This is a genomic window from Bacillus sp. TH25 (assembly GCF_016650935.1).
GTDB classification, from domain to species: Bacteria; Bacillota; Bacilli; order Bacillales; family Bacillaceae_G; genus Bacillus_A; species Bacillus_A mycoides.
This window is the reverse complement of the sequence record NZ_JAEKEU010000009.1, coordinates 901,831-928,232: the sequence shown is the minus strand read 5'-3', so window position 1 is coordinate 928,232 and position 26,402 is coordinate 901,831. Positions and strand designations below refer to the sequence as shown.

The window sequence follows — 26,402 nt, the reverse complement described above, 5'->3', positions numbered from 1 at the left end:
TATTAAATATGAAACCATTCACTAAACCGTTTCCTGAAAATTTTTTATGGGGTGGAGCAACAGCAGCGAATCAAATTGAAGGGGCTTATAAAGAAGGTGGAAAGGGTCTTTCTACAGCAGATGTACTACCAAATGGTGTCTTTAGCCCACCAAATTTCTTATTAAATGGAGATTGCCCTTATCATACTGCAATTGACTATTATCATAACTATAAACAAGATATTGCTCTCTTTGCAGAAATGGGATTTAAATGCTTCCGTATGAGTATAGCATGGACTCGAATTTTTCCAAATGGTGATGAGTCTCAACCAAGTATAGAAGGATTAGCTTTCTATGATCAAGTATTTGCCGAATTGAAAAAATACCACATTGAGCCTATCGTAACAATATCTCATTATGAAATGCCTCTCAATTTAGTGAGAAAATATGGAGGATGGCGAAATCGTAAACTTATTGATTTTTATTTAAATTTTGCCACTACTTTATTTGAACGCTATAAACACGTGAAATATTGGTTGACGTTTAATGAAATTAATTTTGTAATTCATGCTCCTTTTACTGGTGGGGGACTCGAGTTTAAAGAAGGGGATCATAAGCAAAATATACAGTATCAATCGGCTCATCATCAATTTATCGCAAGCGCTTTAGCTGTAAAATCAGGTCATGAAACGATAAAGAATAGTAAGATAGGTTGCATGCTTGCCTATGCGCCAACTTATCCACATACTTGTAATCCTGAAGATGTATGGAAAGCTATGATGTTAGATCGTGAAACAGTATTCTTTACTGATGTTCAAGTTCGAGGATATTATCCGTCATATACTGAAAAATATTTCGCTGAAAATCAAATACAAATCACGATGGAACCTGGTGATGAGGAAATTCTCTCATCCCATAAAGTAGATTACCTAGGTTTTAGCTACTATAATAGCGGTACGGCATCTGCATCTCCTGATAAATATGAAACTTCTGCCGGTAACTTACAGGTTGGTGGTGTTAAAAACCCATACCTAAAGGTCTCAAATTGGGGATGGGAAATTGATCCAAAAGGTTTACGCATAGCCTTGAATTTGTTATATGATCGATACCAAATACCTCTATTCATTGTTGAAAATGGTTTTGGAGCAATAGATGTACTAAATACAGAAGGTACAGTACATGATGATTATCGAATTAATTATTTGAAATCTCATATTACAGAAATGAAAGAGGCCATCACTGATGGAGTCGATTTATTAGGTTATACTACATGGGGACCAATTGATTTAGTAAGTGCATCAACAGCAGAAATGAAAAAGCGTTATGGATTCATCTATGTAGATAAGGATAATGATGGAAATGGAACCCTAAAACGTTATAGAAAAAAAAGTTTTGCATGGTATAAAAATGTTATTGCCTCTAATGGTGATAATTTGGATTCATTTTGAAATTAAATTTTAACACATTATCCGAAAAAATTCTCTTTCCTCAAGCGTGTACAGGGGGATATCCCAACGATAGGTGGGAGAAATCTTTCGGTTTGGTGCAGCCAAAAGATTTCTGATAAACTAGAAACGGTTCTGTTGTAAAGTTTCTTAACACATAAAACGGTGAGGAAATTACAATTGAATTTTATGAAGCCGCTAATAATTTTTGTAATACGTTATACGACGAAAAGACGAGGTCTGATTGAAGACTTCGTCTTTGTTTATTTCGTTGGAATCTATAATTAAAGAGTATAAAGAGAAGAAATAAAGTAAAGTATGAACCACCTAACTAACACATATTACTTCATAATGCACTTAGTAATTATATAATTTTTATATAGCTATATGGTTTATTATCTTGCAGTAGGGGGGGATTTTGAAAAAGAAAGAATAAGCATATTATCTACATGCGTGCTAAGGGAAAAAATTACGAAATTCATTAAAATAGAACCATGGCGTTCATTGAAAGAAGAAATGAATGTTTTAGGTTTCACGGACAGTGATATTTTTTGAGTTCAAATGGTATTATATGATCCGAATAAAGGCAATAAGCAAAAATAAAAGCAAGATAATAGGGATCACGCCACATTGCTATTAAGCTAAGCGTATATAAGTTTAAGCTCTTTTCAACACCTTTTACATCTAATTTGATTCATAACAGATGGGTGTCATAGACCACCAAATAAAAACACAGGGTTTTATCTCTGTGTTTCTTCAAATTTTCGTTCTTGAATATATGCTTTAGCATGAATAATGTCTTCCTGAAGTTCTTTTAATTCTTTCATAGATTCTGATTCAATAGTCATGTAAGTAGTAACTAACCTAATCATCATATCCATCTTCTCCACTATATTTTGAATGACCTGTTCAGCTTGCTCTTTTTTAGGGTGTTGTATTGCTTTTAATAGATCTTCCATATAATTGTTCTTTCTTTGCTTGATATCATAAATAAACTGTTTTGTGTTTGAGTTCAGTTGTTTTTCCTCCGTTTTAGATTTCTTTCTATTCTATCATATTTGAATGGAAAATATTGGATCCCCCTACATTTACACCTGTCTTATACATCTCCTCGATTATACAAACTAATTCTTTAACGTACAGGGAACTAATCGAAACGTGTTAATTTTGTGTATTAACGTACAATTTTCTTTTTTGGATATGGTGAGGCCATGCCCATCAACTTAAGAAAAATAAACGCCCCAAAAACGAAAAAAATGAACTGACTTCTCAAAGTAGCTACCTGTAGAGAAAGAAAATTTTCGTTTAGGGGGTACTTCAAAACCTTAGCTTGATAGCGATGTGTTCCATTCTCCAAAATACATATTGGTTCCTGCGGTTATATATTCTAATGCTAGTATTTTTCTATATAGATGGTAGCAAATTAAAATTAATACTAAATAATTGTAATATATGAAGATACGTATAATGAAAAATTTATATATTTTTTGATTTTAATATTTAAAACTTATGTATACATGTTACAATATAGTCCTCCAATTTATTGTATTCTTCTATTTAGAATTTATGGTTCAGTAATCCAACAAAACAACAAGCGGCTGTAGTAAATAGATGTATGAATGAAGTGAAGCAGTTAGAGTGGTTTAAAAAGCCATTAAGTAGAATTATCCAGGGGATATATTCACTTAGTTAAGTTTTAGAGAATTTCTTATGGTAAGGATTTCATACAATTTAATTAGGCCTAAATTAAACCTTTTATCCAATCAAAACTAAAAACCATTTTAATAGAGTAAAGTATATATTTAATACGGTTTATTTGGAATAATTCTTATTTTTATATTTGCTTAAAATAGAAAAATAACATACTTGAAAGGGGGATAAATAAAACTCCGCTTGTGAAAGCTAAATTGCTATCTCTGAAGATGTATGTAAAAGGATATAGTAGTAATTTCATTTCAAATGATACCATAAATAATTGTAGAAAAAGATAAAGGAGTAAACATTTAAATAAATAATATGAGTTGTAAGAATGAAAAGGAGAAGAAAATCGTGTTTAATATAAAAAAAGATTGGAACAAATAAAGCTAAAAACGAAGTTGTCTATGGCATTTATTGCAATATTAATTATACCTAGTCTTATTGTAGGAATAACATCTTATGATGAGGCGAAAACAGATCTTAATGAAACAATTCTACAAACAGCAAAAGATAATGTAAGTATTTTAGATAAGATTGTTGATGATGAATTAGAAAACAAATATATAGATGTAACTTATTTTGCAAAATTACTCACACAAGGCAATTATAATCCTGATCAATTACAAAATGTGCAGAGTAAATTTGAACAATATATACAGTTACATCCAGAGATAGAAACAATTTATTCCGCATCCAGTAACAATCAATTTATTCATGCGCCTGTTGGAGAAATACCAGAAGGATTTAATCCGTTAGAAAGTAGTTGGTATAAGGATGCAGAAAAAGCGAATGGAGAAATTATTGTTTCATCTCCGTATAAATCAAAAGCTACAGGAAATATGGTAATAGCGATTGCCAAACAAAATGCAGATAAAAGTGGTGTCATTGGTATGGACTTAAATATTGATGATATCGTAAAAACATCTAAAATGATAAAGATAGGAAAGCAAGGTTTTGTAGCTATAGTGGGTCAAGATAAAACTATAGTTGTTCATCCAACATTAAAACCTGGTGAAAAATTAGATAAATCTTTAGCAGATGAACTTTATAAGAAAGAAGATGGAGAGATTACGTATAGCCTCAATGGTGAGGACCGAAACATAAGCTTTAAGACAAATAAAAAAACAGGTTGGAAAATAGCTGGTGTAATGCCTACGAAAGAAATTGAAGAAGCTACCAATCCTATTTTTTATAAAACATTTGCTATAATAGGAGCTTCTTTATTATTAGGTGGAATTATAATTTTCTTCATTCTTAGATCTATTATTAATCCACTAAGACAATTAGTTATTTCAGCTCAAAGAATTAGTCGAGGAGATTTAAAGGAGAAAATTGATATTCGTTCAAAGGATGAACTTGGTCAATTGGGTGATAGTTTCAATGCAATGGCAGAGTCTTTACGCAATATTATTTCACAAATTAACACATCTGCAGGACATGTAGCAGCTTCTTCTGAGGAACTAACTGCTAGTGTAGAGCAAGCAAGTGTTGCAACAGAACAAATTACAAAAGAAATGGAAGAAATCTCACATAGTGCAGAGGTTCAAAATAATGAAGTTGAGTCTGGAGCTAAATTAATAGGTGAGGTAACACGAAATATTCAATGTGTAGCTGATAATGCTTCTGAAGTATCGACCTCATCTTTATACACAAAACAAAAAGCAAATGAGGGGGAACAATTAGTAGAACAAACTGTAACACAAATGCAGTCTATACATAATTCTGTTTCCCAATCCGATAATGTAATTAAATTATTAGATAAGAAATCGCAGCAAATAGGCACTATATTAGAAGCGATTCAAAATATTGCTGAACAAACAAATCTACTAGCACTAAATGCGGCGATTGAGGCGGCTAGGGCAGGAGAACAGGGACGTGGATTTGCAATTGTTGCGGATGAAGTTGGGAAATTAGCGGAACAATCAGGACAATCTTCAATGGAAATTGGAAAAATAATTAAAGAAATACAATTAGATGTACATGAGACTGTAAAAGCTATGAATGAAGTAGGAATAGAAGTACAGTCGGGAATTAAGGTAGCGAATGATACAAAACAAAGTTTTTATGAGATTTCAAATTCAGCGAATGATATCGTTTCCAAAGTACATGGAATGGTGGACCTATCAAATAAGATGACATCTGATGCAATGCAAGTCGATACATCTATTAATCAAATAGCAGTATCTGTAAAAGAGAATAGCACAAGTATGCAAACTATAGCTGGTTCATCCGAAGAACAACATGCATCCATGGAAGAGATAAATTCTTCAGCAATTCAATTAGCACAAATGGCCGAAGAATTACAGGAGTTAATAGGTGGATTTAAAATATAAAATTTTGGTATACCCTTAAATTATTAAAACACATAAGGTTTTATAAGAGCGTATGTTGAATTATTTTGCAATATACGCTCTTATTTTTGTTTTTTTACAAAAAACCCTAAAATTAGAACGGATAATTACATTCATAAGTGAGGGAATTATAGCAGAAGAATACAAAACAATACCGAGGAATATTAGAAAGGAATTTCATGTAGAATGTAACTGCTCGATAATGAAATGTTTTGATAGACGTTATTTTGAGTAATAGTTGTAGAACAATTTTCGAGCAAAAAGAGGAAAATTCAATGGATTGGCTGTTGGCTGTAATTTCGCTTTCTTTAAGTGATTAAGTAAAAATGACATAATATATTGGGATGGAAAATTGATATTATTTATATATTTATTTGTAAGCCCAGTTGAAAGGAAAATACTGTGTAAGTATTTTTGTGAACATTTGGTGAGCAGTATCATAAATGTGATAAATCACATATTAAGAATATAATAATGTTAAAAGCAAGTGATCGTTATCACCACTTGCTTATGAGGTCTCTAAATAATGAAAATTAAAAAACATACTAAATAGAGTGAACAGGCACCTCATAGATAATATGTACTTCAATTATTAATTCTAAACATTGAGCAATTCTCACGCGTATTGACTAAAAAATGTGGTTATGATATTTTTGAATAATTTTACATATTGTTTTGAATAAGTTAATTTTATTTTGAATATATAATTACTATAAATAAATATTCGAATTCAAATAACGGACATAATTTCCCTTCCATTTACCAGGTTAAGTACCCAAATTGGCTTAACTCCACTTCCGCTGTATTATTTCCCGTGGTTATTTGGAATTTTAACAATATATGCTCTAGTTACTGAAATTATAAAGAGAATATACATCAGGAAGTTTAATCGATGGCTTTAAAACTAAAACATTTTGTTGAAGTTCATTTTACGTTGAAAAGGCGGAGTCTCTTTGGAGACCTCGCCTTTTCGGTATATCATGAATTACAGGAATTACTAGTAGCCTCATAATATTTCCTCATATATTCATGCCTCTGTTTATCTCTTGAGAAACTTTGCACCAGAACCATATATACCCTAGAAACACATGTTTCCCTACAGGAAAGGTGAATTCATCTTTCACCTAACTTATTGGTGCTATGCACCTTCACACAAATTGAGGGGGAAGTTTTCTTGGCTGAAAATAATCTAGATAGTTTAATTTCTAATTGTTCCTGTATCTTTTATTTTAACGTGTGTATTCACACGTATTTTAGCTTTTGAAAAAGCGTGCAACCAATCTTTTTTTACCTTTTTCCATTCTTTATATTGAAAAGCTCTAGCGTGTAATGATAAACCAATTGGATCAATTTTATTTCTCTGCATATCCTGTAACATGCCTTGTAATTTTTTATTGAACTCTTCCTGGATTTCATGTTCCAATCTACCTATATTCTTATTACCATGTAAACGAGTTTTAGTTAAGTTTCCGTTGGTTTTTTCAATTAAGGATACATTCATACTTACATCTATATTAAAAATAAATTTACCTTTTTGGAAATCAACACTAATTTTTCTCTTTGTATTTTGTACGAGAACAGACGTATTTGGCTTTTTATCAGATTTTTTTGGAGAAAGAACAAGGTGTAGTATCATCCGACCTGTATTTTTTGACTTATTAATAAGGTTGAAAAACTTCACATCGGTTTTTGGAATCTTCGTTAAGTACTTTCCTTGATGATTTAAAAATGCAATTCCTACCGTATCAATTTCATTATTTGTTTTCTTGATAATGGGAACAGTTTGCGTCATTCCCTGTTCATTTTTTTCTCTCATTAATTGTTGAATCGTGGAAGAGACGGATTGATTATTTTGAATAGACGATTCGATTACACCCTTTATATAAGATGGAAGTGGTGGCTTATCAGGCCTATTAACTTTAAACACATCTTCTGCCGGTCCATCAACAAGCACCACTTTAGCATTGATGGTAGCGTAAGGATCACGGTAAGAGGAATCGAGCGCCTGTATCCAATTTTCTTCTTGTGCTAATTTAGCCCCAATTAAAATAACTTCAGCTTTGGATGATGTCACATACCCTGTTAATTTCGTATCCATTTTGCTAAATCCATCATATATGGTTGACGCCTGAACCCAATGCTCTACAGTACTGCTTTGCTGTTTATGATGAAAGAGTGGTATGCTTGTGCCCACTTTTATGTTTCCATTAGAAGTACTATCTAAGCCGATTAAAAGGATTAAAGAAACTTTTTCAAGAGGAATTCTCTGACCACAACCAATTAAACATACACAACAGATTACAATCCATATCCATTTTCGAATCAAAGCTGTTTCCTCCTAGTAAACCAAGTAAAAACAATGCTGTAAGCGAAAAAGAAGATTGGTAATAGAATAAAGAAAATGATATTTAAGATATCCATAAGAGAATATATAAACAAATATTGATCCACATCGGGATTTAGAAAAACGAATAAGCCGACTATTAATACCATAAAACCAACCAGCACCCAATTGCGAACGGTTTTTTGAAATAAAATGGTCACAGATTCGAAACTGAAAAATAAATACGGATATATTGTAGTGGAAAATACAATCAAATAGTAAGCGATATATAAAATTTCTAATCGTTCTATGAAAGAAAAACGAACTCCTTTTAACAGATGAAATACTGGCCAAATTACGTCTTTTATCCCCTCCGGACTAAAGTATATATAAGAAAGAATAGTCACATATAGATAGAAAAACATGGTTCCAGTATTCGCTATTAGTATTCCTTTTATGGCTTTTTGTTTTTTTTGTAAGAACGGATAAATAAAATATGCAATTTCTAAGCCCGCATAAGGAGTAATGGTTTCTTTTGTTGCCTTTACAATAGGATATAAGCCATCTTTAAAAATAGGTAGTAGGTGTAAAGGATTGTAAATACTCTGTAATGAGAAAAGGAGAAAGATTGGCATCCAAGTGGTGAAGAAGAAAACAAGCATAGAGTAACTAGTAAGAGCCCTTATCCCACTCAGTGATAAAATAATAAAAGGTAATAGTAATAATATGGCAATCTGATAAGCAGGAGTGGAAGGGAATATCCACACTTTTACAATATCAGTTGCCTTTAATAAAGTATTAAAACCAGCAAAAAATAGATAAAAGGCATATAAAAGAAGAAAAATTGTCCCTAGCCATTTACCAAAGTATGCATTTAAGATCTGAGAGAAATTTTTGTTAGGATTTTTTTGTAACATTAATATAATAATTACGCCAATTATAGAAGTAATTATCCATCCCAGAATGATAGAAATCCAGCCGTCTGTACCAGCGGTAGTGGCAAGAGGGCTTGGCATAATTAACATACCTGATGCAAGTTGCAGTGAATGAATGAAAACAATATATTCGAATAAGGTTATGCTTTGGAATTTAAGATTCCCCATGCGAGCCACCTTCTTTTTTCTTTCTTTGTTTCGGCTGTCCCGTGCTCGAGCGGGTGGTGATCATAGAAATGGGAAATCTTACAAAAGAATCTTTTAACTCTTGGAGACGAAATGGTGCAATTGGCAATCCATATGGTGAACCATAGGAAGTTAGTGAAACAAAATGAGCAAATAAGAGCATTAATCCACTAACAATACCTACAATTCCAAAAAAGTAGGCAAATAACATCATTGGAAAACGAATAAGCCGAATACAACTTGATAAATCATAATTAGAAACAACAAATGATGCAATGGCAGTAATAGATACGATAATAACCATAACGTTACTCACAAGTCCTGCTTGAACAGCTGCTTGTCCAATTACAATACCTCCAACAATTCCAATTGTTTGTCCAATTGGTTGTGGTAGACGAATACCAGCTTCACGAAGCATTTCTAATGTGATTTCCATAATAAATGCTTCTAGTAAAGGCGAGAAAGGGACTTTAATTCTTGACGTTGCAATAGAAGTATATAGATCTAAAGGAATGATTTCAAAGTGGAATGAAACCATTGCAATATATATTGCGGGTAAAAATATAGCTATAATAAATCCTAAAAATCGTAATAAGCGAAAAGATGATGCAATCAGCCAATGTACATTATAATCATCGGGAGTCTGAAAAAATCCAATTAAATTCATTGGAACGATCATTGCACCAGGAGATCTATCAATTAACACTGCTACTTTACCATCAAGAATATGATTAGAAATAGCATCTGGGCGTTCACTTAAATAAGCCTGTGGAAAGGGAGTCCAATTTTGATCTTTTGTAAAGTTGGACAATTCTCCTATGCTCAATACTGTATCAGTTTTAATTTTACAGATTCTTGTCTCCACTTCCTGTACCACATCTTCGTTAGCTACATCGCCTAAGTAAAGTAAATATACAAAAGTAGTGGCCCGTTCTCCGATTGTCAATTTTTTGATTTTTAACTCAGTAGAAGGAATATATCTACGAATGAGACCTATGTTTTTAGTGGCATTCTCAATAAACCCATCATGAGAACCTTTAATGGTAACTTCTGAAATAGGTTCCTGAATCGATCTTTCTGCCCATCCCTTTGTATTTATGAGAAGGGCTTTCTTTTCCCCTTCCATAAACAGTACACATTGTCCCTCGAGCAGCCCTTTTTTAATTTCATTCCATGTATATACTGTTTTTGTATAAGTAGCAATAATATTAGAATTAAATACCTGCCTGTCTTCATTTACTTCTTGTAATAATGGTGTAACGACATTTCCTTTTAGTGCAAAACCATCTGTCAGACCTTCAAAATAATATAGTAAAATATTCGTTTTTGTTTTTAATTGTAATGGATGTTCAACTAAATCGGCACAAATATCAAAGATCTGTTCTAATGTATTCTTAATTTCTTGTAAATTATTTGTCTGGATAGTTTCAACAATGGTATTTTCCATGGTTTCTAAGTTCTTTTCATTTAAAGACATGATTTACACCTCTTTACGTATAACGGTCGTGTTTTTATTATTTTTATATAATCAAATTTTATTCATTGGGATAGCAACACATCGCTATCAACTTGAAATTTTGTGGCACCCCCAGAACGAAATTTTAAAGCCTTCTTGAAACAAAAAATTTCATTTTATCATTATTTTTGTGGTGACCTGTTTGCTTGGTTAGCGTGGGTGCCAAATTTAATTATTGCTGAATTATTTATAAGACAAAGTCTTAATAAAGAGCAACAACAGAAAAATACTGATTTACATTTTTGATGCAAATCTGATGTGATATTGAGACCAGGACTCTTAGGTAATTCAATGATTTTCTATAAAAATACACCTAATACTAATCCAAGACTAATAATTATATGAACTGTACCCCGAATCATGGACACTTAAAAAAAGCCCCATGATTCGGTTTTTTTTGTATTTTTATCAAAAAACCGGAACCAACGATAGAAATGAGGTACGGAGAATGAGTAAGATTATTTTTAACGAAATTCAAATGAAACAGCTAGAAAAAAATAAAAATGCATTAAAAATGTCGGAATGTTAGATTAGCTATTGTTCAGATTTCAAAGTAAGAGCGGTAAAAGAAAATCAACAAGGAAAAGGTCCTATCCAAATCTTTTTAGAGAATGGGTTTAACTTAGCTGTGATTGGTGAGGAAGGCTTTTATACAGAACGCCGTGGGAAAGGAAGCACGTATTGCGTTTTTAGAAGCGGAATTGACATTCCTAAAAAAGTTAGACGAACTCGAAAGGCAGGCGTTACAGGTAAACGTAAAAAGACCGCCTATTACGGGCGGTCGCTTTTCTTAGGACATAAACAAAGGATGCAAAGTGCAACAAAAAATATAGGTAACAAAATTATAAGCGATAGCCTCTTCATAAAACAGGTATTGAATCATCGGCATGTCCCAATATGAAACTTTTAAAACTGCAACTGTATTTTCTCTCGATGTTTCATTTAGTGTTGTACCTATAACTTTTCTGTATACAGTAAATTCTCCGATATAAGCTGGATCATCAACATGACGGAACGGTGTGTCACCTTCAAGCTCAATGTCCGTAGATTTTATATTAGGATATGTATCTTTAATTTTTTCTTTTAATATAGCTAAATCACTTTTACTTATTTTTTGAGGTGCTCCCGTAGTGGCTTGTGCGTATACGTGTAATTTTATGTCATCTTTTTGGATAGCTGACCTACCTACTATTCTATTTGGAGAAAATATAAGTAATATCACATGCAAAATAAAAAAAATTACAAAGACTTTAGAGGATTTTTCTAACTTGTTCAATCATCATATCACCAATATATACTAATTATATTATAAGGTATATTAGTTTTTTTAGTTAGACGTACCAAACTGTTTTTGTTGACTGAGACGAAATTGTTCTTCATACCAACTCACTTTTGCCGTGAGCTCCTCTATTTGAGCTTGAAGTGATTCAATTGTGGGTTGATTTGGATGTGAAAGTGTTGTTTTCATAGATAAATCCATTCGATAAAATTGTCCAAATTCCTTTTACATATATGATTTTTATAGAATGGTTCTCGCATGTACGGCTTGATGCCCTTGTTTTTGGTGACTAATTTTCTGTTTATACGGTATTCATAGATAATTAAGTAGTTCAAATTTAGTAAAGAAAAAGAATAAAACATATATGGATGCGGATTGAGTAACCCTATCGCTCTTTTCGAACAAGAAACCCCCATCGTCTTTAGAAATACAATGTAAGAGAGGTTGGATACAGTGCGACATTGAAACACATAAGTTTTTTGTGTTTTAAACGAAATATAGAAGTAATGTAAGGATTTCATGCATATAATAATGTTAATGGCTAAAATTAACAAAAAATTCATTTTAATCAGATAAAAATGACAAGATTTTAACTTACAATTATGTTAATGCGATTAAAAAAGGCTAATAACTATTTTTCATAACAGTTAAGTTTAGATAGGAAGAGGATAATGAAGACTAAAGATAGTTATAAAATCATTGTAATTGGTGCCGGGACTGCGGGACTGTCCTTTACTGCACATTTATTACGTAATGTATCCCTATTTAAAGAAAGTATAGCGATTATTGATCCATCTAAAAAACATTATTTTCAACCTCTGTGGAGTTTAGTGGGTGGTGGAATTGTTTCAAAGGAGTCTACGATGCGTGATCAAGAATCACTTGTTCCTAATGGTGCGATCTGGATTCCTAAACGTGTTGTTAAGTTGTTCCCATCTGAAAATAAGATTCTTTTAGATGATGAAACTATGCTTGAGTATGAAATTCTTATTGTAGCAGCCGGTATACAAATAAATTGGGGTGGTATTAAAGGGTTGAAAGAATCTATTGGGACTAATGGTGTTTGTAGTAACTATTCCTATAAATATGTTGATTCTACTTGGAGAGAAATTGAAAGATTTAAAGGAGGAAATGCTGTTTTTACCCACCCAAACACCCCTATTAAATGCGGTGGTGCCCCACAAAAAATTATGTACCTAGCCGAGGAGCATTTTTGTAATAGTGAAGTAAGAAAGAATAGCGAAGTTATGTTTTATTCTGCAAACCCTAACATATTTCAGGTTCCACGTTATGCAGATACACTAGATAAGGTGTTAAAAAGAAAGCAAATTATAACGAATTATAATAAAAATTTAGTAGAAATTATTGCCGAAAAGAGAGAAGCTATTTTTGAGGATACGCAAACACTAAAAAAAGAAAGTGTGTCATATAGCATGTTACATGTTGTTCCACCAATGGGACCGCCTAGTTTTATAAAAGATAGTGAAATAAGCGATCATCAAGGTTGGGTTGATATAGACCCTTATACTTTGCAGCATGTACGTTATAAAAATATTTTTGGACTAGGGGATTGTACAAATTTACCCACATCTAAAACTGGCGCGGCAATTCGAAAACAAGTACCTGTCTTAAAACAAAATATTATGGACGTACTGAATGGAAGAGATATGCAGGCTAAATATGATGGGTATACATCTTGTCCAATTGTTACAGGGTATAAAAGTCTTATACTAGCTGAATTTAACTATGAACATGAGCCTCAAGAAACGTTTCCGTTTAATCAAGCGGAAGAACGGTATAGCATGTTTTTGCTAAAAAGATATATGTTGCCATATATGTATTGGAATTTTATGTTGAAAGGAATTTTATAGGGGAAAGATAAAAAGTTGTTGTGAACTACTCGCCACTTAGCAAAGCTTGAAGTGGGAGCTTCTCAGTTCCACGATGAAAGCAACCTTTCGTCTCCCTGAGCGTTACTTCGGGGTGTTCGATCCCTAGATGTCCAACGCTTGGACGCCCTTTTGGTACGGTTGATATTTTACGCAGGAACCGAATGGCTTGGTTTTCGCACTCAATTTTCTTCCTGCAACCTCATATATCAAGTTATCAAAGAACTTCATATAGCTAGTTTGTCAAAAGCTTTTGGCTATGCCAAACCGAAATTCATCTCCCACCTACCGTTGGGCTACGCCCTTCACACGTTTGAGGAAGGAGAATTATTTCGGAGAATTCGTTAAAATCTGAAAAGTAATAGGAAATAAGAAATAGGAGGGAATAGCCATGCTCTTAAAATATTTTTATGATGAAAAATTAGCACATGCTTCCTATTTAGTTGGTTGTCAGAAGGAAGGAGTAGCAATTGTAATTGATCCAAGCCGTTGTATAGAACAATATATAGAATATGCTAGGAAAGAGGGAATGGAAATAATTGCTGCGGCTGAGACACATATTCATGCTGATTTTCTTTCTGGGGCTAGAGAACTTTCTCATCTTTATAAAGCAAATTTATATGTATCTGATGAAGATGATTGTGATTGGAAATATCAGTATCTTAATGAGATTCAATACCATCTTGTCAGAGAGGGAACTGAATTTAAAATTGGTCATATAAAATTTAAAGTAATTCATACTCCAGGCCACACACCTGAAAGCATTTCTTTTTTAGTAACTGACACGAGCCAGAATAATTATACAAATGAACAACCTATTGGAATATTCACGGGTGATTTTGTATTTGTAGGCGATGTAGGAAGACCAGACTTATTAGAAACAGCTGTTGGTATTAAAGACACTGCTAAAAAAGGAGCAAAGCAACTATTTGATTCTATACAAAAAATAAAAAAACTACCTGATTATTTACAAATCTGGCCATCGCATGGTGCAGGAAGTGCATGTGGAAAAGCATTAGGGGCAATTCCAACTTCTACATTAGGTTATGAAAAGATGCTCAATTGGGCATTTCAGTGTAATGAAGAAAGTAATTTTATATCTACTCTATTGACGGGACAGCCAGATCCTCCGAAGTATTTTTCATTAATGAAGTATTTAAATAAATTGGGTCCACCAATTCGTAAGAAGAGAGATATTATTAGCATTAATACATTTGAAGAGTTCCAAGAAATCACTAAAAAAGTTCAGCAAATTGTTGATATAAGGGATGTAGAGTGTTTTGCTGCGGGTCACATTGAAAAATCCATTAATATTCCGTATAACAATTCTTTTTCAACTTGGTGTGGGTGGTTATTAGACTATAAAAAAGAAACATTAATCATTTTAGATATGGAAAAAGTTAATGTGGAGGAAGTTATTAGAGACTTTGAGTCTATTGGCTTAGATAATATTATTGCTTTTGCACCTTCAAAAGTAATTCAAAGATTCCATAGTTTAGAGAGTTATAAGGAAAAAACATCAGATGAATTATATCCGTTAATAAAGGATGGAAGTGTTAAGGTTATCGATGTGCGTAGTAAAAAAGAATGGGATGAAGGACACCTTCATGATGCAATACATATTGCTTTAGGTAATTTATTTGAGCAGCTAGATCAAGTTCCTACAGGTTGTCCTATAGTTTTACAATGCCGGACGGGTTTACGTTCTGCTATAGCTGCTAGTATTTTGCAAAGAGCTGGTTTAAAGGGTGTAGTCAATTTAAAAGGAGGATTCCTTGCATGGGGGAAGTCTGGATTACCATACTATAAGTAATTTAAAAGAGTATAAAATGTCTTTTTCTTTTTTCAACATTCATCTTTTATTGACTGTCGGGATATTGCAGATGCTGCAGTGGAAGTTTTGATTAACAGGGAGAAATCAGGGGTAATAAAAAGGATAGTCATTATTTAAGACGTAACGCTTTCTCTACGAGCTGACGAATTGCTTCATTTCAATTACTTATCTTGTTATCGTGCCAAAAATCCTCTATTTATTTTACTTGTTCTTTTGTAAATGCAAATAAATTTTCATGTATGGGAAAAGCTTGTTACAATAGTAAAGAATAACTTGGGTACAATTGATAATGAAATGGGGAAAGATATTAGATGAAAGCAACCGGAGTAACTAGAAAAATAGATGAATTAGGGCGTGTGGTAATTCCAAAGGAACTTAGAAATACGCTAGGTATGAAAGAAAAATCACCATTAGAGATCTTTGTAGAAGGTGAAGACATTATTTTACAGAGGTATCAGCCTGGTGGTGTTTGTGCGTTAACAGAAGAAGTGTCAAATCGTAACATATCATTAGCAAATGGTAAGATAGCATTAAGTCCAGAAGGTGCAGAATTATTAATAAAAGAAATAGAACAATACCTTGTAAAATAAGAAGCTCCTTTCAAGGGGCTTTTTTAGGTTTAACATTATAATTTCACGTACCGTAATAATTAATAAAAGATAAAACACCACACAAATAGTCTACATTTACTTTTATGTTGAATTAATCCGCTAAATGGATCATGTATTGTTTATTTTGCATAGATTTCTTGCGAAATATGTCCCTAAAGCAGTATTTCAATTTAAATGTGATACGATAGTTATATATTCGTTTTGCTAGTAAAAGGAGATGAGTTTCGATGAAAAACCACAAAAAAGTAAATGGAAAAATCCTTCAAACAAATAAAAAATGGTCACATCTCAAGCGAAAACAAAAAGAACATATTTCTAATTGGTTACGTAGAGAATATACACAGTTTTTAAAAACACATCATAGAAAACCTAGAAAGTATGAACATGATGAGATTCTTCATGAAGTGATGATTCAAACGCAGGAACGTGAAATTTGGATTCTTTATGGTGAAGTAAAAAGATATTATCTAAGCAAAATAGGAAAATGGTTTAGAAAAATAGAAAGTGAATGGGAATCACTTATATCCAACAGTGAAAAGCAGCAGGTATGAGAAGAAAAGTAAATACAAACAAACCAGGGGGCGCATTTCATGTTTAATTTACAAGAAGATATGTATGAACAATTGAAAGAGAAAAAAGGGGAAGTTACTGTATTTTTAAAGAATGGCGTTCCAGTACGTGGGCAGATCCTTGCAACAGATAAATTTACTGTCTTAATGATGGTTCATGGTAAACAACAACTGGTATACAAACAAGCCATCTCTACAATCATTAAGTAATACCATAAAGTATTTAGCTCTACCTAGGCAAATTTTACGATCTATGCAATACCAATCTGTTAATATGTACAAATGTAAACAGGATATTAGGGGCACCATATAGTGAAAACGAGTTTTACAAAAGTATGAAAGTAGCAAACTAATATAAACAAGTTGTAATATTGCCATCAACTCAAAAAGAACATGTAGTAATTTCTACATGTTCTTTTTTTAATAAAAATGAAAGTAAACTTTTAGCCGTTTAGTTTACTTTCAAATCATTTATTTAATTAGGTTTATCAAAACTTATTCATTTCCCTCAAAAATTTTTATAGAAGTATACCTTTAAAGACATTACTTATATAGTCAAGGATTATCATGTTTAAAGATGTGTTATAAAATATTTTTAAACGTTTATTAAACATCTACAACCTTTATAAATTTCTTAGCGTACAAATTTATCGAAATGATATGGTGACCCCAATTAGGATTACGTTCTTGTGAACTACCCGCCACTTAACGTCCTAACGGACTGTTTGAAGTGGGGGCTTCTCGGTTAGTCGTTACTTTTGATAGCTAACGAATTCGTCTTAAGACAGCCGAGCTAACTCCCTTGTTCCAAAGGTTATTTTATTGCTATTTATGCTAACGCTAATAGGCGTATTGCTTCATTTTTGATATTGATAGCTGCGTTATAATCTCTATCGAGATTTACACCGCATATGCAAGAATATACTCGTTCAGACAATGTCATATTTTTCACATTTCCACAACTACTACATGCTTTTGTGGAAGGAAACCATCTGTCTATTTTCACAAGTTGTTTTCCTTGTTCGTATAGTTTATAAGCTAAAAAAGAAGTGAACATTCCCCAACTATTGTCAGCGACACTTTTTCCAAAATGAAGTGCTTGCGACATTCCTTTCATGTTTAGGTCTTCAATAGCTACAACATCAAAATTAGTAGCCAAATCTTTAGACTCATGATGAAGGAAATTCTTACGTTGGTTAGCTACCTTCTCATGTAACTTAGCTACACGAATACGTTGTTTATTCCAATGCTCAGAACCTTTATTGCGTCTTGCTAATACTCGTTGTGCCTTTGCTAATCGGTCTAACATTTTACGATAGAACTTAGGATAATTGGCTTTCTCACCCTCAGAACTAACATATAATCCATCCATCGCAAAGTCTAATCCAACAACTGTTTCTACTTCTTTTTGTACAATCTCTTTTTCGTATTCAGTCAAGATGGACACATAGTATTTACCAGTAGGTGTCATAGAAATCGTACATGACTTGATCATATAGTCTTGTGGTATTTCTCTATGCTGTTTGAAACGTACCATTTTCAGTTTTGGCAATTTGATATGACCATTAAGCAACATAATATTTCCGTTTACTACATTCGTTGTATAAGACTTTCTGTCTTTTTTACTTTTGAATGTTGGGAAGTCATTTTGACCACTAAAAAAATTCTTATAGGCAGTTTGCAAGTTTAATTGAGCATTTGCCAAAGCTAATGAATCAACTTCTTTTAACCACTCAAATTCTGTTTTATATTTCGCAGGAGTTGGAAGCTTTTGTTTCTTTAGTTGTTCCTTATCATCTTTGTATTTTTCGTACGCTTCTTTCCGTTCAGCTAACATTCTGTTATACACGAAACGTACACAACCGAAGGTTTTACGCATAAGATATGCTTGTTCTTCTGTTGGATACAAACGGAATTTATATGCTTTATTATGCTTTGTCATATCATTTCACCTCACTTTTCACCTTGATTTTCAATATATTCCTTTACTACGTCTATTGGCGAACCACCAGTAGTTAGTAAACAAAAACTTCTTGACCAAAACATTTCTTTCCAGAGTTTCTTTTTCACTTGTGGAAAGTCTCTCTTGATTAGTCGAGAACTTGCACTTTTATAAGCATTAATGAATTTTGTCATTTCTGTATTCGGATGTGCCTTGAACAAGATATGTACATGGTCAACATCATAATGCCACTCTACCAGTGTTATGTTGTAATTCTCGGATAACCTGATAAACATGTCTTTTGCATAATCTGACATATCATCATCAAACACATTTCTTCTGTATTTTACGACCAACACCAGATGATAATACAATAAGAACACTGAATGATTATTGCTATCTAATTTCATTGATATACCAACCCTTATACTTTATAAGACTGATTATATCAGAGGCAAAATAAAAAGCAAAGCCTTTTGGCTACGCCAAACCGAAATTCATCACCCATCTACCGCTGGGCTACGCCCTTCACGCGCTTGAGGAAGGAGAATTCTTTCGAGGAATTCGTTAAAAGTACTGGTATATCCGGGTTTAGGTGATTAGTTACAACTGCTTGGAAGTTTTTGTACCAAAACATAATGTATTAATATTTTGACATTTTTAAAGATTTTAATACGTTTTTAATAATAAACGTATTAAAATCCTTCTTTTTCTCATACATTCATTTGATTATTCTTCTTATCAAGTGAATTGAAATATGTTCATTATCTTATATAAATGAGTATATTTATGTTAAATTGTGTAAATATGTGTCAATAGATAATATGAATATATAAGTATTTGGAAATATAGCGGAGGGATATTATGAAAAGGGGACAGCAACAAAAAACAAAAAATTTAGTGATGATAACTGCCACATTATCTATGTTTGCTACTGGAATAACGCCTTCATTAGAAGTCTTTGCGGAAGAACAAGCACAGCAAAAGAAAGTATCTACAACGTTACAGAATGAAAATTCTGTTAATGTGGAAAATCGAGTATTTGCAGTTCCAGGAAAAGGAGATGTCTCCCAACTTCAAAATATTGAAAGAAGGGAAAGAAATTTTAGTGCATACGAGCCAACAGGGTTATATGCTAAGCCAAATGAACAAATAACAATTCAGGTACAAGGAAATCAAAGTATACAAGCATATATTGGAACTTTCTCGTTCGATGCTTCTTGGAGGGAAGATTCCAAAATTAAATCATTTACTTTAAATCCAGGTACAAACACAATTCAATCTCCAAATGGAGGAATGATTTATTTTTATAATAAACAACAAGGTGGTACCATTCAAACAACAGTAATAACAGGCGGAACGGCTACTCCTCTCTTTGAACTTGGAAAGCATACGAAACAAGATTTAATAAATATGCTCAATCAATATCCAAATGCACATGCGGTGGAATTAAAAGGGGAGCGCGTATTGATTACTGCTAGCCCAGTTCGTGTTAAAAAATATTTGATAGACTCTAACACAGATCCTGTACAACTCTTAAAAAAAATGGATGAGGCTACTAGAATTCAAGATAAAATATCTGGATTATCTGAAGAACAAGTAGATAAACATTATCTGCATTATGTGGAGGATAACCATTCTCTGGATTATTATATGTATGCATATCCTCACAGAACTGCATATGTAGGAGATGCAATCCAACATGTATTAGACATTAATAAATTTACAAATGATGGATGGGGACCTTGGCATGAGGCAGGACATATGAGACAACAAACGCCTTGGAACTTTAAAAATATGACAGAGGTACAAGTCAATCTTTACAGCCTTGCTGTAGAAAAAGCATTTACATCTAATCAACCTTTTAGATTGCAACAAGAGGGCGCTTATACTAAGGCATTTCAATACTTAGAACAACCTAATAAAAATTATGATGACATTAGTGACCTTTTTGTTAAAGTTGTAATGCTTTGGCAATTACAACTAGCGTACGGAGAAGACTTCTATCCTAAGTTGCATCAGCTGTATAGAGACATGCCTTCAAATGAGATTCCACAAACTGATGAAACGAAAAAACAATTATTTATGATTTCAGCATCAAAGGCAGCAAAACAAAATTTAATTCCGTTTTTTGAGAAATGGGGATTACGCCCAAATAATGATACAATCCAAAAAGTAGCGGCACTAGGGTATCCAAATTTAACGGCTGAAATTTGGAAAAGTACAGATTCTAATCCGGTTAAACCGGATACACCGAATTTTTCGAATATTTTAGAAGGAAACCAGTTTGCATGGTCGATGAAAGGGATTGGTGATTTTGAATTTGTGAAAGTAAATTTAAATAAATCAACAGAAGAAATGCAAATTAATCTAAAAGCAGGTGTACCACATAACTACTTTGATAGTACATATGCAAGTATTAAAGTGCAAAACACATCAGGTAAAGTAGTATATAACAAAGAGATTTATGGAAATAAGCAACAAAATGCTGAGCAAGCCAAAGTTCCGGTAAAAGTAGGCGATTTTATCGAATTCACACATTTAGAAGGAGCGAACCGAGCTACTATTACAAATATGGAAAAAAACATTCAGGAAAGTTTTGGGAATAAAGTGGTCTATGAGATTACAAAAGAGGGATTGAAGAAAGTAGATAACATTGTTAATCCGAAACCAGATACAGAAGCTCCCACACAGCCACAAGGATTATATGCAAGTAACGTTACTTCTAACAGTGTAGAGCTAAAATGGAATTCTTCTACAGATAATGTAGGTGTAAAAGAATATCAGGTATTACGTGATGGACAACTAATTCAAACGGTACAAGGAACGACGTTTACTGATCAAAACTTAACAGCTAACAAGGAATATAAATATGCAGTGAAGGCTGTAGATGCAGCTGGAAATACATCAATTCAAAGTAACATTCTTCCGATAAAAACAAAAGATCAAAATGTATCTTATGAAAAATGGAATCCGAAGAAGGCATATACAAAGGGAGACAAAGTAGAACATCAAGGGAAGGTGTATGAGGCTGTTCAAAATCATCAAGGAAATGGTGACCCGAATTGGATATTTGCGTTATCTTTATGGAAACCACTTACAATCAATTAATATGTAAGAATCAGATGTGAATATAGAACATCATAGATTGGGTCAGTATTTTAAAGAATTACTGGATGTTACTTGAATTTTGATAGATTTCTCTACTAAGTTATTATTTAAAAATAAAAATTAGAAAAGGAAGTAGATTAGTGATTAGTCAGAAAACGAAAAAAAGATTTAATAAAGTTATTATAATTACCGCAGCATGTAGCATGTTTTCTATGTTTGGAACGTCTATTTCGCACACTAAAGCAGTAACACGTTCAGCTGCTCCTTCAGTTTATGTGAGTCCACAAAATACAGCTTCCTCAGATATTATTAGTATAGACTGGTCACCAGTTCAGACTGCACCTTATACGTATTGGGCTGTACACAACTGGAATGCAGGGGGTGAAGCTGGAGGATATGCTGGTTTTCAACAACAAAGTGGGTCTGATGAAAAAGGAAAGCGTACTTTACATTTTGCCTTATGGGATCCAATTGCCTCTAAAGAAGCAATAAAGGCCGAATACTTATCTCCGAATTCACAAGCTGGACTCTTTGGAGGAGAAGGAACAGGACTGAAGGTTCAAACAACTTATGGTTGGAAAGACCACAATTGGTACAGAATGACAATGCGTTCATGGCAAGAAAATGGTCATACTAAATTTGGACAATGGATGAAAGATGTAACAAAGAATAAATGGCATCTAATTGCAATTATGGACTTTCCAATTGCTAATGTTGCATTTAATCATGGATTAGGAATGTTTCAAGAAGACTGGGCTGGTAATGGACAGGATGTTCGAGAAGCACGCCTAAAAAATGGTTATAGTCGAAAGTTATTAGATAAACAATGGAATTCTTGGAATAATCAAAGTATTTCTGGACAGCATGATACTTCTTATCAATATGATGGAGGAGCGACTTCAGAATATGTATGGGTCAAAGCAGGAGGTAATACTCAATCTACCATTGGAACAGGAAAAATATTCACACTAAATCAACCTACTCAACCTGAAATAGGAAAACTAGATTTTGATATACAATCTATATATTATGAAAATGAAAAATTAAATGTATCCTGGAAACTAAAAGAAAATAGCACACCACAATTTAAAGGTAAAATTGAAATTTATAATGATGAAAATATGACAGGACAACCAATCGGGATAATTGATAATATTAAATCTTATCAAAGTGAGATTAGTCAATCTATACTATTATCTACAAATGCTTATGCAAAAATTATATTAACAGATTTATTTGATCAAACTGTTGAGAAAAAGGTACAAATCAAAAATGAATCTCCAAACATTTTAGAAGGTAACGAATTTGCATGGTCGCTAAAAGGGATTGGAGATTTTGAATTTGCGAAAGTAAATTTAAATAAATCAACAGAAGAAATGCAAATTGATTTAAAAGCAGGTGTACCACATAACTACTTTGATAGTACATATGCAAGTATTAAAGTGCAAAACACATCAGGTAAAGTAGTATATAACAAAGAGATTTATGGAAATAAGCAACAAAATGCTGAGCAAGCAAAAGTTCCGGTAAAAGTAGGCGATTTTATCGAATTCACACATTTAGAAGGAGCGAACCGAGCTACTATTACAAATATGGAAAAGAACATGCAGGAAAGTTTTGGTAATAAAGCAGTCTATGAGATTACAAAAGAGGGATTGAAGAAAGTAGATAGCATTGTTAATCCGAAACCAGATACAGAAGCTCCCACGCAGCCACAAGGATTATATGCAAGCAACGTTACTTCTAACAGTGTAGAACTAAAATGGAATCCTTCTACAGGTAATGTAGGTGTAAAAGAATATCAGGTATTACGTGATGGACAACTAATTCAAACAATACAAGGTACGACGTTTATTGATCAAAATCTAACAGCTAATAAGGAATATAAATACGCAGTAAAGGCTGTAGATGCAGCTGGGAATACATCAAATCAAAGTAACATTCTTCTGATAAAAACAAAAGATCAAAGTGTATCTTATGAAAAATGGGATCCGAGGAAGGCATATACAAAGGGCGACAAAGTAGAACATCAAGGGAAAGTGTATGAAGCTGTTCAAAATCATCAAGGAAATGGTGATCCGAATTGGATATTTGCCTTATCGTTATGGAAACCACTTACTTTGAATTTTTAAGTTGATGGGCGTGGGAATACCACGTTATAAAATGAAATTTGTTATGATTTCATCTGAGAATGAAATTCGATAAAGGTAAAATTAGTGAAAGTTATAGGGACTAAGGTGCATTCCACTATGTCAGCCAGTTGCGAAAGGTTAGGAAACTATCAAATTATATTCATGTTGGCTGTTTAATTCCTCATGCCTTTAAGTATGGAAATTATTTTATATAAACGAGAATCATGCAGCAGTCAAAGGTCAAAAACAAAAAAGGGGGAATTATTTTGAAAAGGATTTCATCTTTATTATTAACAATGCCGATTATTTTAGGAAGTATTGCTACGATTCCGCATACAAAGGTTTCAGCTGAAACAATGTCATTCAATCAAGAGACATTCACTTTAGAAACATTGGGCCAACAAACGGATCAAGCAATTGCAAATGGTAATTTTGAAGCTCATTTGAATAATCTCACAGCATATCTGAATGGAAATATTGGGGGTATTACTGAAGAGAATTTAAAAAAGAAGCTTGCAGATCAAGTATTTGCGGCAGCTTTGGCTCAGTGGCAATTCATATCACAAACAGGTGCTGCAACAATGGATGCATTTGCTAAAAAAGATGCTGACCATCAAAGATTTCTTAGCTGGGCTATGAAAAATACAGATGTGATGAATACCTATCTTGAAGGTGGTAGTCCAACTGGAAAAAATCCTGTAAATGCACTTGAGATATGGCATACAATCTGGAATGCGGATGCAGATTCTCACGAAGGATTGTATTTGAAATTAGCGATATCCACATCTTTAGCTCATGCTGAACCTATAAAATATTGGACAAACAATAAACCTATTAATCCATTAACAAGATACCAACATTATAAATCAGCAGATCAAAATAACGAGTTACTTCCTTGCTTTAGAACATATGATGTTTGGCATTTAAGATTAGTAGTGAATACTTGGTCACCAGAAGAAGATTTAACTTGGGCAAGAAATATGATTAATACGGAACATCCAGAACTTAAAAGTCAAGATAAGGTAGGGGAAAGTGCATATTTGATTAAATATACAACCCATAACAAAGATGGAGTTAGCATTCACGCTGGAAATGATGCATTCTACGGTTTAGGTTGGAATCTTTCTTCCATTTACAGATTTGGCGGGGTATGCGGTAATATTTCGAAGTTTGGTACGCAAGTAAGCCAAGCCTTTGGAGTGGCAGCTATGCCTGTTGGACAACCTGGACATTGTGCACTCATATGGAATAACAAACCATCTTCTTGGAATTTAGGAAATGATATATCCGGATGGGGTGAATCGAGCCGTCATGATGCAACTGTTATTCCTTGGTCAGATAATAGCCCGACAAATCAAGTACCGTATATGCTACTATTTGAAAATGCTGAACGTGACCCAGTAAAACTAGATCAATCAGAGCGATTAGGCTGGTTAGCGAAAGCGATCACTTCAGCAGATAATAAAATTGCAATTTATAAAATATCCACCAATATTTTACCAATCAATTTTTTAGTATGGAAAGATTACGTTTCTCTTATGTTACAAAATCCAAATGTAACAGATGCTGAGTGGAAAGAATTAAATAACAGTATCATTTCTGTTTTTGAGAATGAACCGCGACCGATGATGGATCTTCTTACTCAAATAAAAAGCCATGTACCAAATACAGATGATATTTTGGAAGGAAAACAGTTTTCATGGTCACTGAAAGGGATTGGAGATTTTGAATTCGCAAAAGTAAATTTAAATAAATCAACAGAAGAAATGCAAATTGACCTAAAAGCAGGTGTACCACACCATTACTTTGATGGCACATATGCAAGTATTAAAGTGCAAAACACATCAGGTAAATTGGTCTATAACAAAGAGGTTTATGGGAATAAACAGCAAAATGCTGAATCAAAAACAGTCCCAGTAAAAGTGGGCGATTTTATTGAACTTACACACCTAGAAGGTGAAGAGAGAGCAACGTTAATAAATTTAGATAATAATAAGCACGAAAGCTTTGATAAAAAGGTAATGTATGAGGTTACAAAGGATGGCCTGAAGAAAGTAAATCAAATTGTTAATCCTAAGCCAGATACAGAGGCTCCAACACAGCCACAAGGATTATATGCAAGCAATGTTACTTCTAACAGTGTAGAGCTAAAATGGAATCCTTCTTCAGATAATGTAGGTGTAAAAGAATATCAGGTATTACGTGATGGACAATTGATTCAAACGGTACAAGGAACGACGTTTACTGATCAAAACCTAAAAGTTAATAAGGAATATAAATATGCAGTGAAGGCTGTAGATACAGCTGGAAATACATCAAATCAAAGTAACATTCTTCTGATAAAAACAAAAGATCAAAATGTATCTTATGAAAAATGGGATCCGAGGAAGGCATATACAAAGGGCGACAAAGTAGAACATCAAGGGAAAGTGTATGAAGCTGTTCAAAATCATCAAGGAAATGGTGACTCAAATTGGATATTCGCTTTGGCATTATGGAAGCCACTAACATAGGGGTCTAATATATATTGAAACTACGCCCAAATGTTGAGGGTAATTATGGGGTTTCCCTCATTCCCATGAAGCTAACATTTTGAAGTGCC

17 protein-coding genes and 1 pseudogene are annotated in these 26,402 nt (G+C 33.1%); 11 read left to right on the top strand and 7 right to left on the bottom strand.

Annotation, left to right across the window (positions count from 1 at the left end; all coding sequences use genetic code 11):
• Window positions 1-8 precede the first annotated feature (8 nt).
• A complete protein-coding gene (locus tag JFT89_RS09210; protein ID WP_016097114.1) occupies window positions 9-1,427 on the top strand; it encodes a 6-phospho-beta-glucosidase in 1,419 nt (472 codons plus the stop codon).
• A gap of 737 nt (window positions 1,428-2,164) precedes the next feature.
• On the opposite strand, the gene JFT89_RS09205 is transcribed toward JFT89_RS09210, so the two are convergent.
• On the bottom strand, window positions 2,165-2,440 hold the full coding sequence (locus JFT89_RS09205; RefSeq protein ID WP_042889952.1) for a hypothetical protein: 276 nt from the start codon (window positions 2,438-2,440) through the stop codon (window positions 2,165-2,167).
• Window positions 2,441-3,526: 1,086 nt separating this feature from the next.
• Between JFT89_RS09205 and JFT89_RS09200 the strand changes: the two genes are divergently transcribed.
• Entirely contained in the window at window positions 3,527-5,455 is a 1,929-nt protein-coding gene (locus JFT89_RS09200) for a methyl-accepting chemotaxis protein (RefSeq protein WP_201039802.1), read from the top strand.
• Window positions 5,456-6,671: 1,216 nt separating this feature from the next.
• On the opposite strand, the gene JFT89_RS09195 is transcribed toward JFT89_RS09200, so the two are convergent.
• From JFT89_RS09195 to JFT89_RS09185, 3 genes are read right to left on the bottom strand one after another with little or no spacing between them, the layout of a single operon-like run.
• Window positions 6,672-7,799 (bottom strand): Ger(x)C family spore germination protein, encoded by a 1,128-nt coding sequence (locus tag JFT89_RS09195; RefSeq protein WP_201039801.1) that lies wholly within the window; start codon window positions 7,797-7,799, stop codon window positions 6,672-6,674.
• Window positions 7,796-8,899, bottom strand: a complete 1,104-nt coding sequence (locus tag JFT89_RS09190) for a GerAB/ArcD/ProY family transporter (protein ID WP_201039800.1) — start codon at window positions 8,897-8,899, stop codon at window positions 7,796-7,798. The genes JFT89_RS09195 and JFT89_RS09190 overlap by 4 nt, the downstream gene beginning before the upstream one ends.
• Entirely contained in the window at window positions 8,886-10,394 is a 1,509-nt protein-coding gene (locus JFT89_RS09185; protein ID WP_151304218.1) for a spore germination protein, read from the bottom strand. The genes JFT89_RS09190 and JFT89_RS09185 overlap by 14 nt, the downstream gene beginning before the upstream one ends.
• 177 nt (window positions 10,395-10,571) lie before the next feature.
• On the opposite strand from JFT89_RS09185, the pseudogene JFT89_RS30890 reads away from it, so the two are divergent.
• Window positions 10,572-10,679, top strand: a pseudogene (locus tag JFT89_RS30890) (DUF2306 domain-containing protein); the annotation flags it as partial.
• A gap of 544 nt (window positions 10,680-11,223) precedes the next feature.
• On the opposite strand, the gene JFT89_RS09180 reads toward JFT89_RS30890, so the two are convergent.
• Window positions 11,224-11,709, bottom strand: a complete 486-nt coding sequence (locus tag JFT89_RS09180) for a transposase (protein ID WP_142247197.1) — start codon at window positions 11,707-11,709, stop codon at window positions 11,224-11,226.
• Window positions 11,710-12,383: 674 nt separating this feature from the next.
• On the opposite strand from JFT89_RS09180, the gene JFT89_RS09175 reads away from it, so the two are divergent.
• The 5 genes from JFT89_RS09175 (at window position 12,384) to hfq (ending at window position 16,825) form a co-directional block, all read left to right on the top strand.
• A complete protein-coding gene (locus JFT89_RS09175) occupies window positions 12,384-13,583 on the top strand; it encodes an FAD/NAD(P)-binding oxidoreductase (RefSeq protein ID WP_000849944.1) in 1,200 nt (399 codons plus the stop codon).
• A 409-nt stretch (window positions 13,584-13,992) separates the two neighbouring features.
• On the top strand, window positions 13,993-15,414 hold the full coding sequence (locus tag JFT89_RS09170) for an MBL fold metallo-hydrolase (protein ID WP_016097110.1): 1,422 nt from the start codon (window positions 13,993-13,995) through the stop codon (window positions 15,412-15,414).
• Between the two features lie 332 nt (window positions 15,415-15,746).
• Window positions 15,747-16,025 (top strand): AbrB/MazE/SpoVT family DNA-binding domain-containing protein, encoded by a 279-nt coding sequence (locus tag JFT89_RS09165; protein WP_002069660.1) that lies wholly within the window; start codon window positions 15,747-15,749, stop codon window positions 16,023-16,025.
• A 248-nt stretch (window positions 16,026-16,273) separates the two neighbouring features.
• Window positions 16,274-16,597 carry a transposase gene (locus JFT89_RS09160; RefSeq protein ID WP_201039799.1) on the top strand — a complete coding sequence of 108 codons (324 nt, stop codon included), beginning with the start codon at window positions 16,274-16,276 and terminating at the stop codon, window positions 16,595-16,597.
• Window positions 16,598-16,636: 39 nt separating this feature from the next.
• Window positions 16,637-16,825, top strand: coding sequence for an RNA chaperone Hfq (gene hfq / locus JFT89_RS09155; RefSeq protein WP_002203963.1), 189 nt, complete (start codon window positions 16,637-16,639; stop codon window positions 16,823-16,825).
• Window positions 16,826-17,444: 619 nt separating this feature from the next.
• Here the strand turns inward: hfq and JFT89_RS09150 are convergent.
• Complete coding sequence (locus JFT89_RS09150; protein ID WP_201039798.1) at window positions 17,445-18,557, bottom strand: RNA-guided endonuclease TnpB family protein; 1,113 nt, start codon at window positions 18,555-18,557, stop codon at window positions 17,445-17,447.
• 11 nt (window positions 18,558-18,568) lie between these two features.
• The gene (gene tnpA / locus JFT89_RS09145; protein WP_016093708.1) at window positions 18,569-18,967 is read right to left on the bottom strand and encodes an IS200/IS605 family transposase; all 399 of its coding nucleotides are present in this window, start codon (window positions 18,965-18,967) and stop codon (window positions 18,569-18,571) included.
• Window positions 18,968-19,421: 454 nt separating this feature from the next.
• Between tnpA and JFT89_RS09140 the strand changes: the two genes are divergently transcribed.
• The 3 genes from JFT89_RS09140 to JFT89_RS09130 all read left to right on the top strand — a co-directional run bounded on the left by JFT89_RS09140 (window position 19,422) and on the right by JFT89_RS09130 (window position 26,313).
• Window positions 19,422-21,668 (top strand): M60 family metallopeptidase, encoded by a 2,247-nt coding sequence (locus tag JFT89_RS09140; protein WP_201039797.1) that lies wholly within the window; start codon window positions 19,422-19,424, stop codon window positions 21,666-21,668.
• A gap of 140 nt (window positions 21,669-21,808) precedes the next feature.
• Window positions 21,809-23,800: a DUF3472 domain-containing protein gene (locus JFT89_RS09135; protein ID WP_201039796.1), complete on the top strand. Its 1,992-nt coding sequence runs from the start codon at window positions 21,809-21,811 to the stop codon at window positions 23,798-23,800.
• 266 nt (window positions 23,801-24,066) lie between these two features.
• Complete coding sequence (locus JFT89_RS09130) at window positions 24,067-26,313, top strand: putative mucin/carbohydrate-binding domain-containing protein (protein ID WP_201039795.1); 2,247 nt, start codon at window positions 24,067-24,069, stop codon at window positions 26,311-26,313.
• Window positions 26,314-26,402 lie beyond the last annotated feature (89 nt).

Coding starts and splice junctions, on each gene's coding strand:
- JFT89_RS09210 (WP_016097114.1), top strand. CDS start 9: ATGAAACCATTCACTAAACCGTTTCCTGAAAATTTTTTATGGGGTGGA.
- JFT89_RS09200 (WP_201039802.1), top strand. CDS start 3,527: ATGGCATTTATTGCAATATTAATTATACCTAGTCTTATTGTAGGAATA.
- JFT89_RS09190 (WP_201039800.1), bottom strand. CDS start 8,899: ATGGGGAATCTTAAATTCCAAAGCATAACCTTATTCGAATATATTGTT.
- JFT89_RS09185 (WP_151304218.1), bottom strand. CDS start 10,394: ATGTCTTTAAATGAAAAGAACTTAGAAACCATGGAAAATACCATTGTT.
- JFT89_RS09175 (WP_000849944.1), top strand. CDS start 12,384: ATGAAGACTAAAGATAGTTATAAAATCATTGTAATTGGTGCCGGGACT.
- JFT89_RS09170 (WP_016097110.1), top strand. CDS start 13,993: ATGCTCTTAAAATATTTTTATGATGAAAAATTAGCACATGCTTCCTAT.
- JFT89_RS09165 (WP_002069660.1), top strand. CDS start 15,747: ATGAAAGCAACCGGAGTAACTAGAAAAATAGATGAATTAGGGCGTGTG.
- JFT89_RS09160 (WP_201039799.1), top strand. CDS start 16,274: ATGAAAAACCACAAAAAAGTAAATGGAAAAATCCTTCAAACAAATAAA.
- hfq (WP_002203963.1), top strand. CDS start 16,637: ATGTTTAATTTACAAGAAGATATGTATGAACAATTGAAAGAGAAAAAA.
- JFT89_RS09150 (WP_201039798.1), bottom strand. CDS start 18,557: ATGACAAAGCATAATAAAGCATATAAATTCCGTTTGTATCCAACAGAA.
- tnpA (WP_016093708.1), bottom strand. CDS start 18,967: ATGAAATTAGATAGCAATAATCATTCAGTGTTCTTATTGTATTATCAT.
- JFT89_RS09140 (WP_201039797.1), top strand. CDS start 19,422: ATGAAAAGGGGACAGCAACAAAAAACAAAAAATTTAGTGATGATAACT.